19 protein-coding genes are annotated in these 17565 nt (G+C 37.2%); 5 read left to right on the forward strand and 14 right to left on the reverse strand.

The features are described from left to right. Positions 1–680, forward strand: a 680-nt coding sequence (locus HDT10_RS04350) for a hypothetical protein (protein ID WP_290880397.1), incomplete at its 5' end; no start/stop codon positions are given. A gap of 22 nt (positions 681–702) precedes the next feature. Further along, positions 703–1728: a hypothetical protein gene (locus tag HDT10_RS04355; protein ID WP_290880399.1), complete on the forward strand. Its 1026-nt coding sequence runs from the start codon at positions 703–705 to the stop codon at positions 1726–1728. 41 nt (positions 1729–1769) lie between these two features. Here the strand turns inward: HDT10_RS04355 and HDT10_RS04360 are convergent, their stop codons facing one another. The 9 genes from HDT10_RS04360 to HDT10_RS04400 form a co-directional block, all read right to left on the reverse strand. Further along, positions 1770–2315: a hypothetical protein gene (locus tag HDT10_RS04360; RefSeq protein ID WP_290880401.1), complete on the reverse strand. Its 546-nt coding sequence runs from the start codon at positions 2313–2315 to the stop codon at positions 1770–1772. Beyond that, a complete protein-coding gene (rsmH, locus tag HDT10_RS04365) occupies positions 2316–3260 on the reverse strand; it encodes a 16S rRNA (cytosine(1402)-N(4))-methyltransferase RsmH (RefSeq protein WP_290880403.1) in 945 nt (314 codons plus the stop codon). A gap of 8 nt (positions 3261–3268) precedes the next feature. After that, on the reverse strand, positions 3269–4537 hold the full coding sequence (gene murA / locus HDT10_RS04370) for a UDP-N-acetylglucosamine 1-carboxyvinyltransferase (protein ID WP_290880405.1): 1269 nt from the start codon (positions 4535–4537) through the stop codon (positions 3269–3271). A 33-nt stretch (positions 4538–4570) separates the two neighbouring features. Continuing rightward, positions 4571–5023, reverse strand: a complete 453-nt coding sequence (locus HDT10_RS04375) for a hypothetical protein (RefSeq protein ID WP_290880428.1) — start codon at positions 5021–5023, stop codon at positions 4571–4573. A 5-nt stretch (positions 5024–5028) separates the two neighbouring features. Continuing rightward, the gene (gene galU / locus HDT10_RS04380; RefSeq protein ID WP_290880431.1) at positions 5029–5853 is read right to left on the reverse strand and encodes a UTP--glucose-1-phosphate uridylyltransferase GalU; all 825 of its coding nucleotides are present in this window, start codon (positions 5851–5853) and stop codon (positions 5029–5031) included. Between the two features lie 9 nt (positions 5854–5862). Continuing rightward, positions 5863–6627: an ATP-binding protein gene (locus HDT10_RS04385; RefSeq protein WP_290880434.1), complete on the reverse strand. Its 765-nt coding sequence runs from the start codon at positions 6625–6627 to the stop codon at positions 5863–5865. Next, a complete protein-coding gene (locus tag HDT10_RS04390; protein WP_290880436.1) occupies positions 6624–8930 on the reverse strand; it encodes an AAA family ATPase in 2307 nt (768 codons plus the stop codon). The genes HDT10_RS04385 and HDT10_RS04390 overlap by 4 nt, the downstream gene beginning before the upstream one ends. Positions 8931–8939: 9 nt before the next feature. Next, positions 8940–9245 (reverse strand): ATP-dependent Clp protease adaptor ClpS, encoded by a 306-nt coding sequence (locus HDT10_RS04395; RefSeq protein WP_290880439.1) that lies wholly within the window; start codon positions 9243–9245, stop codon positions 8940–8942. A gap of 114 nt (positions 9246–9359) precedes the next feature. Next, positions 9360–10259 carry a DMT family transporter gene (locus tag HDT10_RS04400; protein ID WP_290880441.1) on the reverse strand — a complete coding sequence of 300 codons (900 nt, stop codon included), beginning with the start codon at positions 10257–10259 and terminating at the stop codon, positions 9360–9362. 117 nt (positions 10260–10376) lie between these two features. Between HDT10_RS04400 and der the strand changes: the two genes are divergently transcribed. From der to HDT10_RS04415, 3 genes are all read left to right on the forward strand, one after another. Beyond that, on the forward strand, positions 10377–11765 hold the full coding sequence (gene der, locus HDT10_RS04405; RefSeq protein WP_290880444.1) for a ribosome biogenesis GTPase Der: 1389 nt from the start codon (positions 10377–10379) through the stop codon (positions 11763–11765). Positions 11766–12053: 288 nt separating this feature from the next. Beyond that, positions 12054–13121, forward strand: a complete 1068-nt coding sequence (locus HDT10_RS04410; protein WP_290880447.1) for a tyrosine-type recombinase/integrase — start codon at positions 12054–12056, stop codon at positions 13119–13121. Positions 13122–13173: 52 nt separating this feature from the next. After that, positions 13174–13677 carry a hypothetical protein gene (locus HDT10_RS04415; protein ID WP_290880449.1) on the forward strand — a complete coding sequence of 168 codons (504 nt, stop codon included), beginning with the start codon at positions 13174–13176 and terminating at the stop codon, positions 13675–13677. A 50-nt stretch (positions 13678–13727) separates the two neighbouring features. Here HDT10_RS04415 and folE read toward each other — a convergent pair whose 3' ends face one another. The 5 genes from folE to HDT10_RS04440 all read right to left on the reverse strand — a co-directional run. Continuing rightward, complete coding sequence (gene folE / locus HDT10_RS04420) at positions 13728–14291, reverse strand: GTP cyclohydrolase I FolE (protein ID WP_290880452.1); 564 nt, start codon at positions 14289–14291, stop codon at positions 13728–13730. Between the two features lie 9 nt (positions 14292–14300). Beyond that, on the reverse strand, positions 14301–15236 hold the full coding sequence (gene htpX, locus HDT10_RS04425) for a zinc metalloprotease HtpX (protein ID WP_290880456.1): 936 nt from the start codon (positions 15234–15236) through the stop codon (positions 14301–14303). A 9-nt stretch (positions 15237–15245) separates the two neighbouring features. Further along, positions 15246–16409: a tRNA pseudouridine(13) synthase TruD gene (gene truD, locus HDT10_RS04430; protein WP_290880457.1), complete on the reverse strand. Its 1164-nt coding sequence runs from the start codon at positions 16407–16409 to the stop codon at positions 15246–15248. A gap of 4 nt (positions 16410–16413) precedes the next feature. Further along, positions 16414–16929, reverse strand: a complete 516-nt coding sequence (locus HDT10_RS04435) for a peptidylprolyl isomerase (RefSeq protein ID WP_290880453.1) — start codon at positions 16927–16929, stop codon at positions 16414–16416. 29 nt (positions 16930–16958) lie between these two features. Continuing rightward, positions 16959–17565: tetratricopeptide repeat protein (locus HDT10_RS04440; protein WP_290880455.1), on the reverse strand; the 607-nt coding region annotated here is incomplete at its 5' end.

The following is a 17565-nucleotide window of genomic DNA, read 5'->3' on the forward strand; positions in this document are numbered from 1 at the left end:
GCTATGATAGCACAAGTGGACAGTATTCGCAAAGTCTTTCTTATTCCTCTTCTTTGGTAGCAAATTTTGATTCAGAAATCACGGATAAAAATGGTAATACCTTTGTCTCCAGAACACAACTTGTTATGGGCAAAAGCCTTGAGAGCCAAATCACCGGTGGTGTAGAGAGTGTAAATGACACGCTTAAAGAATTTTTAGAAGGACAGAAATTTACATTAGACTATGATGGAGAGCTAGACGAAGAGAGCTTCAAAAACAGTGGATTGGATAATATGTTACTCATCATTGATAGCAAGAATAATGCCATAGCAAATGCCTTTAATGAAGTCTTAAGCCAGAAAAACGACTTCGGCAAGATATATGGTAGAGAGGATAAAGAGCTAGTCTCTCTTTTTGAAACATTGCATAATGTCTTAAGTTCCTCATTGGAGATATTCTTAGGAATCGCACAAAATCAAAATGATACAAACAACAAAGATTCTAAAAATATGTTAAACAACATTGCAAGTTTCAGTTCTAGGGAGTATAACTTAAATATTACCACCGCTAAAGTAGGCATACAAAACGCAGATATGTCAAACGAACAGCAATGGAAAGCGCAAAAAATGGATATTGAGAGTTTAGAGATTCTAAGCTATTCAAGTTCTAGTTATAAAAGCTCGTTTATGCTTAACGCTTAAAAATTCTCATATAAGGAATCAAATGGCAATTTCATTGAATCTTTTTAATCAACATTCCACCTTTAATACATTGGAGAATCTCAAGCCAAGAATCAGTAAAGAACCTAATGATAGCGGCAATAAAACAGGGGATAATGCTAAAGCCGACACACAGGACACTAAGGTAGCAATGAATAATGAAGTCAAGCAAAGCCTCTTGAATATCAGCCCAATAGACAAGGCGCATAATAGCTTGGCAAATGTAATGTTAAGAGTGTTGGTTGATGCAATAGAAAATGGGTATGATGAATATGCTAATTCTATGATAGAAAGTATGGTGCAAAATTCTAAGTTGCCTGCTTCAAGTGCAAATGCACCCGGTGGCTCTAAAGGTGGTATTTATGTAGGTTCAATCTTTAATACCACAAGCATTGAATTTACACAAAGCATTTCCTACACGTTTCACTACAATCACCAAAGCGGAGAATATTCTCAAAGCCTCGCGTATTCTTCTAGCTTTGTTGCGACTTTCAACGCAGAATTTACTGATAGAGGCGGCAATAAAATAAAAACTCAAAACCAACTTGCTTTAGGTAAAAACTTTGAAAACCAAATCACCAATGGACAAGAATCCCTCACCTCTGCCCTCAAAAGTTTGTTAGAGGGACAAACTTTCAATGTAGATTTTGATGGTGATTTTAATGAGTTTGGAGAGGATTTGCAAAAGGGGCTTAATCGCAATCTTTATCTTTTTGAAAGCACGGGAGATTCTCTATCTAAAGCCCTGCAAGAGCTAAAAACTCCCAAAGATAATTATGAATCTCTTTTGAGTAATCTCCAAAATATGTTAAATTCTAATCTTGAAATGTTCGTGGGGATTCCTAAAGAAAATCAAAACACCCCTGCCCTACAAGATTGGCTTAAAACTCCAAATACACTGACTATTACTGCTTCATACGCAGAATATAGCGCGCAATGGATAGGGAAAAGGCTCAATAACTCGGAATCTGGAATATGGTTTTATGGCTCTATTCATCAAGAGAGTGCCTCTTTTAGATTTGAAGCTTAATAGGGATTCTACCCTACCCCTCTTGCCACAATCAAACCAAGTTAGAAATCTAGCTCGTGTGTGAGATTCTTAAACTTAATGTCCTCTAGTTGTTTTTTGATATGTTTATTTTCCTCATTCAAAGAATCTAGTTGCGCCTGAAGTTGAATGAGGCTGCGACTTGTATAATAAATATTGTTGCGAATATAAACTTTTGGTACAAAAAGCAAAAGTGCAGCAAACATAACAACAAACACAAGACACACGAATTTAAATGGAATCTCTTTGGTAGTCAAATCTACCTCTAACACAGCTTCTTTTTCCTCTATATTTAGGCTTGTAGTTTGTGATTCTGCCTCATTAGAGGAATTTTCATTTTTGACCTCAAGCAATAAATCATCTAATAAGACAAGATTTCCTTTTGGTTCTTGTGGCAAAATAAAATCGTTTGGAGATTCCAATATATCATTGGTTTTTGCATATCGCTCTTCTAAAAAATCTAAATTTTCTTCAGAGATTTTACTCTCTTTTCTAAAGAATCTTTCCCAAAAACTCCGTTTTCGCATTTTGTCTTTCTGCTCTAAGCGCAAATTTTCGTAAGATTCCATTTAATCCCTCTGAAATTCAAAGCTACGAAGCTTTGCGCTTCGCGAACGTGGATTTGCTTGTATTTCTCTTTCCTCTGCGCACAAGGGTTTCTTGTAGAGATTCCGCCCTTTTTGGTGGTTGTTTCCACAAACACACCGCATTATCCCCCTATCGCAAATACATTTTTTCTCCCATTCTTTAAACGCAAGCTTCACAAGCCTATCCTCTAGGGAATGAAAAGAAATAATAGAAAGCCTTGCGCCTTTTTGCAGGGGTTGATTTTTGATGATTTGAAGCAATCGTGTCAATTCACCCAATTCATCATTGACTGCGATTCGCAAGGCTTGAAATGCTTGCGTTGCCGGGTGAATCTTGGGGTGGCAAAAGTGCTTAGCAATCAAATGACTTAGTACCTTAGCACTTGTGAATTTTTCTATTTTTCGTGATTCCACAATCAAACGCGCGAGTTTTTTATACTCTCTAATCTCTCCAAAATCCCTAAAGATTTGTTCTAGCTGACTTAAAGTGTAGTGATTTACGATTTCTTTGGCATTTAAAATCTGCTCTTGATTCATTCGCATATCAAGTTGTTCTGAATCAAAGCAGAATCCGCGCTCTTTGTCATCAAACTGCAAAGAAGAAACGCCAATATCTGCTAGGATTCCAACAATACCCCGATACAAATCCACTTCCTTAAAGAGTTGCGCTAGCACTTCGCTATATCTGCCAAATTTATAAGAGAATCTCTCCCCAAAGCCTTCTAATCTCTTGCTTGCAAAAGCAATTGCATTTTTGTCTTGGTCAATTCCTATGATTTTAAGATTGGGATACGCGTTTAATAATGCCTCACTATGCCCACCAAAGCCCAAAGTACAATCAATAAGCACCCCACCCTTTTGCATTAAAGGTGTATCAAAGGATTCTACAACTTGTCTTAGCAAAACAGGAATATGTGGAATATCCATTAGCAAGCCTATTCCTGCAAGCGAGAAATCTGCGCACCTAATTTTGTAAGCTTTGCTTCTAAGTCCTCATAACCCCTATCTAAATGATAGATTCTGTGAATATCTGTTTGTCCCTCTGCAACTAAACCTGCAATCACCAATGCGCTAGAAGCACGCAAATCCGTTGCCATCACATCTGCACCAATGAGCTCACTGACTCCATAAATTGTTGCGGTATTGCCACGCAAACTAATATTTGCTCCCATACGTTGCAATTCGCTTACATGCATAAACCGATTTTCAAATAGCCTTTCCTCAATAATGCTACTCCCCTCACATTGCGTTGCAAGTGCCATAAATTGCGCCTGCATATCTGTGGGGAATCCCGGATATTCTGTCGTAGAGAGTTCAAAGGCATTGCGTTTTTCTGCGGGATAAATTGTAATGGAATCGTGATTATAGGTAAGCTTAAAGCCAATTTCCTCAAGCTTAGAAATCACTGCGCCTAGATGATTTGGATTGATTCTGTGCAAAGTGATTTGAGAATTTGTAATCGCCCCCGCACACAAATAAGTCCCTGCTTCAATGCGGTCTGGAATCACCACGATTCTATCGGGTAATCTTAAAGCTTCCATATTCGTTCCATAGATTTCAATCTCATCACTTCCGATTCCATTAATTTCTACACCACTTGCTTTTAATACTTCGCAAAGTTGCACGACTTCAGGCTCTTTAGCTGCGTGGATAATAGTCGTCTTGCCTTTTGCCATTGCGGCTGCCATTAAAATATTTTCTGTGCCTGTAACGGTGATTTTGTCAAAGTTTATTGTCGCACCTTTTAGTCCCTCTTTGGCAGTTGCGATGATATAACCTCCCTCTATCCGAATCTTTGCTCCCATTTTTTCTAATGCTTTAATATGCAAATCCACAGGACGCGCCCCAATGGCACAGCCTCCGGGGAGACTGACTTCGCAATGCCCAAAGCGTCCCAAAAGAGGTCCTAGAACCAAAATAGATGCGCGCATTTTACGCACAATATCATAAGTCGCCTTTGTGCTATTGAGTTTAGAGATTTCTACGCTTGTTGTATGATTATCTTGTTCGCTCACCTCACAACCAAGCATTGTAAGGAGACTGAAAAATGTCTTAATATCTACGACATTAGGGAGATTTTCAAGTGTTACTTTGTTGGCGGCAAGAAGGGTCAATGCAATCAGAGGCAAAGCAGAATTTTTCGCCCCTGCAATATTGATTGCTCCTTGCAAACGCGTCCCTCCTTTTAATGCTAAAAAATCCATTTCACTTTCCTTTTTGTTGTTAAATTGAAGTTGCTATTTCTTTTTGGCTTTTTTCTCATCACGATTCTTTAATGCCGAACCAATCACTGTTTCTATTTCTTTTTTATAATTTGGATTTGCTTTGACAATCTCTTCTCTATAATTGACTACGCGGTCAATATCCATATTGGGACACCAAGAAAGCGCACTGATAAAGTCAATGCGCCCTTGATATTCTTTGCTCTCCTTGCCAATGTCTCCAAAATGTAAAAAATGCTGATTAAAGGCTGCTAATGCCTCTTCTAGTAATTCGTGTTCGGAATTTTCATCTTTAAAGATTGAGATGAGATAATTAATGTTTTGGAACTTTCTCTCTCGCCCTCTTAATATCGCAAGGTAGGATTGGATTCTTTCATAGATAACAAATCCACCTGCAAGCAAGAAAAACGGCATCATCAAGATACATAAAAACAAAAAAATAAAAAGATGAAAATTAAAACTATACATAGCTATTAACCATTTTTCAATTTATCATAAAAAATATTCGTTGCTTTCACAAAGCCATCGACACTACCACAATCATAGCGCGCACCCTTAAATTTATATCCGAGCACCATTCCCCTTTTGCATTGCTCCAAAAGTGCATCAGTAATTTGAATCTCACCATTTTTGCCCGGTTTAGTGTGATGCAAAATTTCAAAAATATCTGGAGTGAGAATATAACGTCCAATGATAGCTAAATTACTTGGTGCTTCCTCTTTGCTTGGTTTTTCAATCATATCATCTACGACAAACACATCTTCATCTATTTTTCTCCCCGCAATCACACCATATTTGCTTACTTCCTCTAATTCCACTTCCTCTACAGCAACAATGGAGCAACGATATTTTGCATAAATCTTGCACATTTGGCTTAACACGCCCTCCCCCTCATTATCGCACAAGTCATCACTCAAAATCACTGCAAAGGGTTCGTTCCCAATCAGACTTTCTCCGGTCAATATTGCGTGCCCTAAGCCTTTCATTTCCATTTGACGCGTATAAGAAAAAGTGCAAGATTCTAAAATATGACGAATGTCTTTTAAAAGATTTTCTTTACTCGTTCCCCTAAGTTGATGTTCTAATTCATAACTAATATCAAAAAAATCCTCCAATGACCTTTTTCCTCGTCCTGTAACGATTGCCATATTAAAGATTCCAGCCGCCATTGCTTCTTCTACACCATATTGGATTAAAGGCTTATTGATAATGGGTAACATTTCTTTAGGCGTTGTTTTGGTTGCAGGCAAGAATCGCGTGCCATAACCTGCGGCGGGAAATAAGCATTTTTTTATCATTTTTTCTCCTTATAAATAGTCTAACAAACCACTTTGGTAAAGCATATAAAATTGTGCGGCAGTGCGTGGATTGCGCGTTCCCTTTTGGGTAGCATATTGTAGGGCGATTTTACGAATCTTTTCCCATTCTTGTGTTTCTTTTATTTCTTTGAAATAACTTTCTAAAACTTCCAAATATTCTGTGCTTCCTTGAGCGTAAAATCCAATACACAATGGAAAGCGGTCGCTTAATGCGATTTTGTCTTCATTTCCCTCATAGCCAAAAATCTCATTTTCATCGTGAAATTCTGGTAACAAATGTCGTCTATTAGAGGTGGCATAGATTTTTGTATTTTTGGGCAATGTTTCCAATCCACCCTCTAACACACTTTTCAAGCCTTTATAGGTTTTTTCATTGTTTTCAAAGCTTAAATCATCGCAAAAGATGATGAATTTATAGTGTTTGTTGCGTAAAATATCTAAAATCTCGGGTAGAATCTCTAAATTTTCTTTTTCTACCTGCAAGATTCTTAAGCCCTCTTTGGCGTATTTGAGCAACAAGGCTTTAATCAATGAGCTTTTTCCACACCCTCTAGCACCCCATAATAAAACATTCACGCCTAAGCCTTGATACAAAAAGGATTCCGTATTGGCGCATAAAAGTTTGATTTCTTTGTCTAAGCCAAAAAAAGATTCTAAACTTTGAGATTCTATTGTATCAATGCCGTGCAAATAGCCACTTTTACGATAAATTGCCGCAATTTGTGATTCCAAATTCCAAGCAAATTCTATCATTGCTTGCCTTTGTTTGATTGTTTGTTTGGTTTGCGCGCAATGTTTTTAGAATCCTTTGATTTTGTATCGCGTGCTTTAGTGTGATAGAGGAGTTGTTGATTTTTGTATTCAAAAGTAATGATTCCGCCTTGACTTAAATCCCCAAAGAGCATTAAATCACTCATTGGATTTTTAATTTCTTTTTGAATCACAACTGCCAATGGGCGCGCTCCGAGTTCGGCATTGAATCCAACTTTTGCCAAATACTCTTTCGCACTTTTTGCCAAGACGATTTCTATCCCTTTGGAATGAATCTGCTGGTTTAAATCCGCGATATTTTTATCTACGATTTTTAAAATTTCTTTTGGGCTTAACGCATTAAAGGAAATAATTGCATCTAGGCGATTCCTAAATTCTGGGGAAAAACTTTCTTTGATTGCACTAGCAAAACGCGCACTAGAATCTTGCTTGAATCCAAGCACGGGAGATTCTTTAGAGCCAACATTAGAAGTCAAAATCAAAATCACCGAAGAAAAGTCTATACTCTGTCCATTATTGTCTGTGAGTTTTCCATAATCCATTACCTGCAAAAACAAATTCAAGACTTCAGGGTGCGCCTTTTCCACTTCGTCTAATAACAACAAGGTATGCGGATTTTTCTTAATCATTTCCGTTAAGATTCCGCCCTTTTCATAGCCCACATAGCCTGCTGCTGCGCCAATAAGCTGTGAAGTAGAAAATTTCTCCATATATTCGCTCATATCAAGACGTTCGAAGTTAATTTCCAATGCCTTTGCAATCTCTTTGGCAAGCTCGGTTTTGCCCACGCCGCTAGGACCGCTAAAAAGAAAAGAGCCAATAGGTTTATTAGGAATGCTCAAGCCTGCTTTATTGCGTTTTAATGCGCTGACAACTTCGCTAATTGCCTCATCTTGCCCAAAGATTCTGCTTTTTAAGTGTCTTTCTAAATTCTTAAGCAAGCTTTTATCGTCTTTGGTCGCCTCAATTTCAGGGATTCTAGCCATTTTAGCTACCATTTGCTTAATGCTTTGTAAGCTTATTTTGCCACTTTTGCCATCAAGTTTATAGCTCGCACCGACTTCGTCCATAATGTCAATGGCTTTATCAGGCAAGAATCGTTCGTGCAAGTAACGCACCGACAATTCTACCATTAGTGCGATTCCCTCATCTGTATAACGCACATTATGGTGATTTTCATAGTGCTTTCTAACTCCTTGCAGAATCAAAATGCTCTCCTCTTGGCTTGGCTCTTTAACTTCTACTTTGGCAAAGCGGCGGGAAAGTGCTTTATCCTTATCCAAGAAAGAACGATATTCTGCATAAGTGCTTGCTCCAATGCAGCGCAACTTTCCACTGCCTAACAGAGGCTTAAGCAAATTTCCTGCGTCCATACTGCCACTATTGGTTGCTCCCGCACCGATAAGCATATGAATCTCATCAATAAAAAGCACGATATTCCCACGCTCTAGCACTTCATCACTTAAAAGCTTAATGCGTTTTTCAAAATCCCCCCGATATTTCGTGCCTGCAACGAGTGCTCCCATATTGAGCATATAGATTTCTGTATCGTTTAGGGGGCTTTTTTCTTGTGCGATTCTTAGAGCCAATCCTTCGGCTACTGCTGTTTTACCTACTCCGGGTTCTCCTACAAGCAAAGGATTGTTTTTTTTCTTGCGGAGCAAGATTTCAAAGCAACGTCTAATCTCTACTTCTCTCCCAACCACAGGGTCAATCTTACCCTCTTTTGCTTCTTTGGTAAGATTTGTACAATACTTTTCTAATGCAGATTCTAACCTTTCCTCTTGTTTTTCGTTAGAATCAAATGCGCCTTTATCCCCATTTTTTTGCGTGTCTGCGTTAAAATCCTCTTGATTTTCTGTGATGTATTCTAAAATATTCAAACGCGTGATTCCTTGCGTTTTTAGAATCTGGGTGCAAAACGCCTTTTCTTCTTCTAAAATTGCCGCAAGCAAATCGCCAACTTGCGCCTGTTTGCGTTGTGAGCCTCGCACGTGGCTTATCATCATTTCAATGACGCGCGTAACTGCAAGCGTCTCTTGTGGCATTTCGTTGTTGTTTTTATATTCTGGAAAAGCAACTAAAAAATGCTCTAAATAACGTTTGATTTGTTGCTTCATAATATCAATATTTCCGCCGCATTCTTGTAAGGCTTTGATGATTTTTTCATTTTCTAGCAATGCTTGAAAAATATGTTCTAATGTGAGATATTCGTGCCCTCTAATCTTAGCTTCTTTTTGTGCGCTTTGTAATACACTATTTAATTCTTTACTGATTTCAAACATAACTTTCTCTTATATTCTTTCTAAAATTGCGCGCAAAGGATATTGCTTCTCTTTCGCCATTTTGCGCACCTGCACTGCTTTGATTTCAGCAATGTCATAAGGATAGATTCCGCACACTCCCCTACCGCTATGATGAATCTTGAGCATTAGATTAAGCGACTCTTCAAAATTTTTATGGAAAACGATTTGCAAAATTTCCATTACAAATTCTTGTGTTGTGTAATCATCATTGAGCAGAATCACTCTGTAACGTATGGGTTCTTGGACTTTTTCTAAAATTTCAGTTGCATTTTCGTATTGTGCATCTTTTGGCACGGATATTCCTTATTAATTATCATTCTTTTATAAAGCTTTAATTATAACGCTTTTTCATTGATTTTTACTTTATGGGGAGTGATTTAATCTTAAAAATAAGCAAAAATAAAAATATTATTGTTTTTTGGTTCTGATATGTTTTCTTGAAAATGCAGCCAAGATTCCACCGCAAGCAATCAGAATCATACCCACAATCACCAAACCGTGCGGCACTTGGTCGCCTAAGATAATCCCCGCTAAAGTCGCCATAAAAATCGTAACATAAGAAATCGCTCCAATAAGGGGTGGATTCCCCAAACCATAAGCCTTTGTCAAATAGATTTGTGCATACATAGAGACAATCCCCATTACCAAAATCAAGCCCCACTCTTTTAAATTTGGCATAATAAAAGGCTCAAACAAGGCAATGGGATATCTTTCATAAGAGACGCATTGCATTAAAAGAGGCAAGATAGAACCACTAAGCATTAAAGAACCGATGATAATGCGAGGGTCATAATTTTTAGCAAGCTCCGCCACTGACAGATATGCGAGTGCCGCTCCAATCCCGCTATAAATCCCAATTAAGAATCCAAAGAAGCTTAAATCTATGCTTTGAGGATTAGAAATCAACAAGATTCCGCCAAATCCCATAAAGATTGCTATCCAGATTCTCAACGATACGCGTTCGTGGATAAAAACCACACTCAAAAGAGCTAAAAAAATCGGGGAAGTATAAGAGAACGCATAGGCTGTGCCTAAAGGCATTACCGACATATTATAAAAATATGCCATCATTGCACTTCCACCGGCAAATCCCCGAAAAAAGAGTATGAAAGGCTTGCCCCCCTGCGGTGTTTTGGGCGGATTTATCATTAATGCACCTAGAATCCAAATTAAGCCAAAGAAATTTCGGGCAAAGGCTACTTCTATGGCTGGTAAATTCGGTGTGAGCATTTTTACAAACATTCCCATTCCCGTAAAGAGTAATGCCGCAATCAACATAGCAATAATAGCTTGTTTGTTGGATTCCATCGCCAATTCCATAAAATTTTTGGCAGAATCATAGAATCTTATGCTTAAAATTAAGCTAAAGATTTGACAAAGACGCACGCTTAAAGTAAAATCAAACTTTAAATTAAAGGCGAGAAAATGGATAAATTTTATGGCAGCATTGCGATTATAGGGAGACCTAATGCGGGTAAAAGCTCATTGTTTAACCGATTTTGCAAACAAAGAATCGCAATTACTTCAGAAGTTGCAGGCACGACACGTGATGTCAAAAAAGCACTCATTTCCTTGCAAGATTTGCCCTTTTTGCTTTTGGATACCGGTGGATTAGAGGACAAGGATTCGTTATTTCAAAATGTCTCTAAACATTCTATCAAAGCGAGTGAAACTGCGGATTTAATTCTCTATATGGTAGATGGCAAAACCCCACCCCAAGCCATAGACAAAGAAATTTTTTATTCTTTGGAGCGCAAAAATCCAAATATCTTTTTGGTAGTTAATAAAATTGATAATGAAAAAGAAAAGCAAAATGCGTGGGAGTTTATGGAGTTTGGCACAAAGCAAATCTTTTATGTTTCCGTCTCGCATAATCGTGGAATCCTAGAGCTTGAAAATGCGATTTTATCCACTCTTAAAAATGACGCATTGGAACAACTTTTTAACCAAGAGGCACAAGAGGATTTGGAGGAGTTTATAGAGGAATCTCCTAATGATACAGAATCGCAAGCTGCACAAATCAATATTGGAATCATTGGGCGCGTGAATGTCGGGAAAAGCTCGCTATTAAACGCATTGTTGAAAACAGAACGTTCTGTCGTCTCTAATATCGCTGGAACAACCATAGACCCGGTAGATGAGGTAGGGGAAATCAAGGGACATAAAGTCAATTTCGTAGATACAGCCGGAATCCGCAAGAGAGGCAAGATTGAGGGGTTAGAGAAATTCGCAATGCAACGCACGCGTGAAGTCTTGGAGCGCACAGATATTGCAATTTTGGTGCTTGATGCCTCTACTCCCTTTGTAGAATTAGATGAGAAAATCACGGGATTAGTAGATGAATACAAGCTGGGCGTGATTGTTGTTTTAAACAAATGGGATATTGCGCATAAGGATTTTAAGGGAATCTTAGAGGATTTTAAATTGCGCTTTAAATTTTTAGAATATGCTCCTATGCTTACAATATCAGCCCTTAATGGACGTCATATCCAAAAGTTAGAAGAAGAAATCTTGAAAGTCTATCGTAATTTTACCTTTAGGATTCCGACTGCAAAACTCAATACAATCATCAAGGAAGCCACTGCACGCCACCCACTTCCTAGCGACCACGGGAAAATTGTCAAGGTTTATTATGCAACGCAATTTGAGAGCAAACCCCCACAAATTGCACTGATTATGAATCGTCCTAAAAGCTTGCATTTCAGCTATAAACGTTATTTGGTGAATACTTTACGCGAACATTTTGATTTTAGCGGCACGCGAATTATTTTTATTGCACGAGGCAAAAATGACTTTGAGGAGAAAGAATCCTAACTCTCGTGCAGAATGACAAACAGGTGGGCAATCTTTAAGCTTTGCCTCCTTGAGATTCTTTGAGCAAGATTTGCAAAATAGAATCACAGGTTATTAAACTCTCACATTTACATCACTTTCCCTGCTATTTATTCGGCGGTTTTTATCGGATTTTAATTTAAGTTTGGAAGTTGGCTTTTAATACAAAATTTAAAATTTTCTATGCTAAAATTAACTTAAATTCAAATGACTTCAAATCAAATTGCTTGGTTTATTGTACAATATATCCAAAAATAATAAGGATTAAATATGCGTTATCCACTTGACTTTAAAGATGATTTTCCTAATAATTTATTATTCTGGATGGAACGTTTTGTTTATAGCAAACTCAATAGCTTATCTAACCATCAAGTCAGAGACAAAAAAGAAATTATTGGTGCTCTTAATAAATTAAGACACGGAATCGCAGAGATTAAGGATTTGCAAGAGATTTGCAAACAATGCCGCAATGCTGGCTTGATTGGTATTAACACCTATGTTCAACCGCTTTTAAAACTCTATGAATATTTGACTTATTTGGGGCTTGCAAGTCTCAAGGAAGTAGATGAAGAAATGTTAAAGGAGTTTTTGACTATCCATACAAGCGCACTTTCAGATGCAACAAAAAAGAATTATCGTATGACACTTTTAAACTTTTTTAGCTTTATTGATAAGCAAAATGAAGACGATGAAGGTGCTTCGTATAATTTTCGTATTGAACTTAAAAATTGGGGTGGTTTGCGTGGTAAAAGCGGGCAGAAATTACCCTCTTATATGAATGAAAATGAAGTGCATCGTTTCTTAAATGGAATTGATAATTTTCCCTTTAAACACGAGAATTTGGGTACTCGCAATCGCTTACTGCTTAAACTAATCATTTATACTGGGATTCGTGTCAGTGAGGCATTGAATCTCAAGATAAAGGATATTATGCTAGATGGAGAATTTTTTATCATTCAAGTGCGTGGCAAAGGTAATAAACCACGTGTAGTGATGATAAAGGCAAAAAACATTAATGATGATTTTTCGGGTTGGATTAATACTCGTCCTAATGGAGTTCAAGAGGATTTAATCTTTTGCAATCATAAGGGCAAAAAACTTACACAAGCGTATGTTAGTCGTATTGTCGAGCAAGTTTTGCTTACCAATGGAATCCGTAAGGAAAAGAATGGTGCGCATATGTTGCGCCATAGTTTCGCTACCCTACTCTATCAAAAAAGTCAAGATTTGGTATTAGTTCAAGAAGCTCTTGGACACGCTAGTCTTGATACTTCGCGCATTTATACACATTTTGACAAACAAAAACTAAAAAGCACCACAGAAATTATGAATCAATAGACTCTTAGTATTATCCCAAGCCTACGCTGATACATTTGAAGAGGTGCATATTATGCCCTCTTGGGTATCTATCAGACTTGATATTAGAGAGCTCAAAGGGGACAAAATCAAATCCCATCCCCTCGTGATTGCTTATAATGACTTGAGAGGCTTTGAAACCAATGCTAAGGCGATTTTTAAATATATTTTTGATTGGCACATTACTTTAAAAATGCCATTAACTGCACGTATATGGACTGCTGATGATGAATTAGAAAAATTTCTTTCAGAAAGCGGGGCATATATCCAACTAACATTTAAGCTTAAAGATAATTTAGATACTAAAACCTACGCAGAGCAGATTTTAGATATTCTCCATAGTATAGACCGACTTCACTGCAATTTATTTATTCAAGCAAGAGCAAATAATACTAATATTTTCCATTTGAAAGCCAATGCTTTAGAGGATTATGAAGTGAATCAATATACTCTTGAAAATATTGAAAAAGTAATCAAACATCGCCTTATGATAGGCGACATTCCTAAGAAAAGCAAAATTGAACTATTCCGTCAATAAGGAGTGTATCAAAGACGGCAGTTTTTGGTTCAAAATAAACTAGATTTGCCTTAGTTTGCAATATGTCCCATAAACTCTTCTCTTGTCCTATGGTCGCTTTTGAATAATCCACGAATCGCGCTTGTGAGCATTAGGCTATTTTGCTTTTCTACACCTCTCATCACCATACACATATGTTTTGCTTCTGCGACAACCATTACACCTTTAGGTTGCAAAACCTCCATTAATGTATCCGCAATCTGTGCTGTCATTTTTTCTTGAATTTGTAAGCGTCTCGAATATACTTCTACCAAGCGAGCTAGTTTTGAGATTCCTACGACTTTAGAATCTGGAATGTAACCAATAGAAATTTTGCCAAAAAAAGGTAACAAATGATGTTCGCATACAGAATAAAATTCAATGTTTTTTAACACTACCATTTCATCACAAGCACCCTCAATAAAAACTCTTCCCAAAATTTCCTTAGGATTACTCTTATACCCACTATAAAGATATTCCCAACTCTTTAACACGCGTTTAGGCGTCTCTAATAAACCCTCTCGCCCCCTATCCTCTCCAATATAATCAAAAATTTTTCTAATGTTTTCTTCCATTTCATTTGTTTTTTCTTTCATTATCTTCCTTTATTTTTGAAGCAAAGCTTGAATGCGATTCTCAATGCTTGGATGTGTGCTAAAGAGTTCTTTAGGATTAAAAATATAAAGAGCCGAGCGCGTGGGATTCGTATCTGCTTGTGAAAAATCTGATTGGGCGTAATTGCCACTAATTTTTTGTAATGCCCGAATCATAGGCGCATTATCATTCATAAGATATGCCGCCCCAGAATCCGCCATATATTCACGAGAGCGACTCAAAAACATTTGCAATACAAGGGTTAATAATGGTAGAACAAATTGCAAAATCATTAGAATCGTGCGTGCAGTCTGCGCACCCTTTTGGCGAGCGGGTAAATGCTGCACCCCATAATTAACAACTAGCAGCATAATATTGCTTAAGATACCAACCATTAAAGTTAGCCGAATATCCCCGTGCCGAATATGGCTTAATTCGTGTGCCACTACTGCTTTTAATTCTTCTCTTGAGAGATTCCGCACAAGAGTAGTTGTAACTGCAATGAGTGAATTTTGCTCCTCCCAACCGCTTGCAAAGGCATTCATAAAAGGTGCTTCCATTAGAAAAAGCTTAGGACGAAAGGAAAGATTTGCTACTTTAACCAGCTCGTCTAAAATCTTGCTAAGCTCACGCTCTTGTGCATTTTCCTCCTTGCCGTAAATAATTTCTTTGTATTCATTGCCACTAAGCAAAATGCGTTTAAAGTTACGAATCGCAAACAAGATAATTAAGACGGCAATAGTAGATAATGCAAAAGTAATGATAGGAAAACTTTTAAAGGTTAAAAGTTGGTAGAATCCATTGCCCAAGCTTGAAGCGTCAAGACGCACAATATCCGCAAGCAACCCAATCAAAATAAAAATCAATAAATAAATTGCAATCACACATTTTGTTTTGAATTGGTTTTCTTTGATGATTTTATCAAACATTAGTTTCCTTTGATTAATTTTAAAACATTAAAATGTATTTTCTTCGTAGAATTCCAAATCTATGGTTTCCACAATTTCACGATGAGCTATTTCACGCAATAGATTGGTTGCATACGCGCCTTTTGGCAAATAAAACTCTATTTCTCCTTGTGCTTCTTGTTCTTTATAGTGAAAGCTTAAATTTTCTGGAAAAATCCAAGCATAACGTCTCTGCCCTACACTTCTAATCCTAGAATCCAAGAACCGAGATTCCAAAAATCCCGCCTCCTCTTCGCTCACTTTTGCCTTTGCCCCGCTCAAGATTCCTGTAATCGCAATCTCTTTGCGCATAAAACGTTCGGATTCTGCAATCAAATTATCCATTTCGTTGAGAATAAAATTTTTTCCAAAAGGATAATGACACATAGAATCGCCCTTGAGCAGTTTAAAGCAATGGGGCTGATTCTTTAGCATTTTACAATACGTCATATTGCTAAAATGATGAGGAATCTCCTCGCAATGAAGATAGATTTTAAGAGCTTGGTGTAGAGATTCTGGCGCAGTGTTTGCAATCAAATGAGAAATATCAAGACGCAAAGAAAGCCATAGATTAAAAAGATAGCTTTGATAAGCACTAATCAGAAAGTTTTGCAGTTTTTTATTACGAATCTTACATTTTCCCTCTATGATTTCTAAGCCTAATTGGTAATTATTGCCCTCTTTTCCAAAACGTTGATAGCCAAAATAATTTGGAATCCCAAATTGTGTAATTCTCTTGCAAGCTTCCAAGATTTTTTGTGCATTCAAATGGTCTAGTTTTTTTAAGCGAATAAAGAATCTATTGCCCTTTAAATGTCCAAGTTTGATTTTGTTATTGTGGTAAGTTTGATTAAGGATTTTGATTTGAGGGTGATTGAAAGATTCTATTTTGGATTCTATTAAATATCTTGGCAAGCTAATGTGTTGGATACTTAAAGCATTCTTGTCTTTTAAGCCTGCATAGCCTATTTCATTTTCTTTGATACCAAAAGTTGCAGAAAGAATCTTTAATAATTCAAAAGTCGTAAGGGATTTTTTGCGTATTTTTAAAATTAAATGCGCACCCTCCCCGCTAAAAGAATAAAGAGGCACTTCTTCAACGACAAAATCACGAGGACTTTGCCTGAAGTGAAAATATATAGGAGAATGCGTATAGGCAAATGCAAGATTCATCAATTTAGTGGCAACCACAACTGCCACAACACCCTCCACCTTCGCCGTGATGATGCTCTTGTGCGTGCAAACCACAAGTTAATTCTTTTTCTGTTGCTTCGCGAGAATCCAAGATTGTAACGACAAAATGCAATTCTTTGCCCGCTAGTGGATGATTATAATCTATAATTACCATCTCATCATTAAAATCTTTTACGATGACTTGGGCTGTTTCGCCATTTTCACCTTGACCAAACAATGTCATACCTTGTTGCAAATCAATGCCGACAAATTGGTCTCGTGGCACTTCTTGCACATAATCAGAAAAGTATTCCCCATAGGCATTTGCAGGGGCAATAATGACTTCTTTTTTGTCCCCAACAGACATTTGCGCAATGGCTTCTTCTAAACCTTTAATGATTTCACCCGCACCCATAATAAACTCTAATGGTTTGCCGCCAACATTGGAATCTAAGACATTATCTGTTCCATTTTCTTTCACTTGATATTCAATGCTGACGACTTGATTATTTTCTATCATTGATTTCTCCTAATTAAGATAAAATACAATTATTTCAAAAGCTTTTTAGCTTCTTTAGCCTCATTGGATTTAGGATAAAGTGAAATCAGTGTTTCTAAAAAACGTTTCGCATTATCCCTTTCATTAATGGCATTAAATGATTTTGCACTATTTAGCATTAAACGCGGCATATAATCCGCCTTATCATAGCGCGTAGCACTCGTTTTATAGTAATAAATAGCGTCTTCATAACGTTTCTGGGCAAACGCAACTTCGCCTAGCAAATAATTCCCACGCGCAGGCTTATAGTTACCCTTTATGGCAAATTGTAAATATTCTTCTGCTGATTCGTAATTTTTGTTTTTGAAAAATTCTTCACCCTCTTTAAAGACTTCGGATAGTTTTTTGTCTTTGAGATTAGCTTTAGGCTTTGTTGGCTCATTTTGTGGTTGTTTGGTTGGAGATTTTTCTTGCTGTGAGGCATTTACCTCTGTATTGCTTAGTTTTGACACTTGAGAATCATTGTCTTTAGCTAAACTATCCTTATCTACTGAAATATCTTGCAAAGGTTGTGTGCTATTGCTTTCTAGATTCGCAATAACCGCATTGATTTTTGCATTTGTTGCCGCAGTCTCGTTAGAATCCTTTTGATTAGCA

Source organism: Helicobacter sp., from assembly GCF_014799995.1.
Lineage (GTDB): Bacteria > Campylobacterota > Campylobacteria > Campylobacterales > Helicobacteraceae > Helicobacter_D.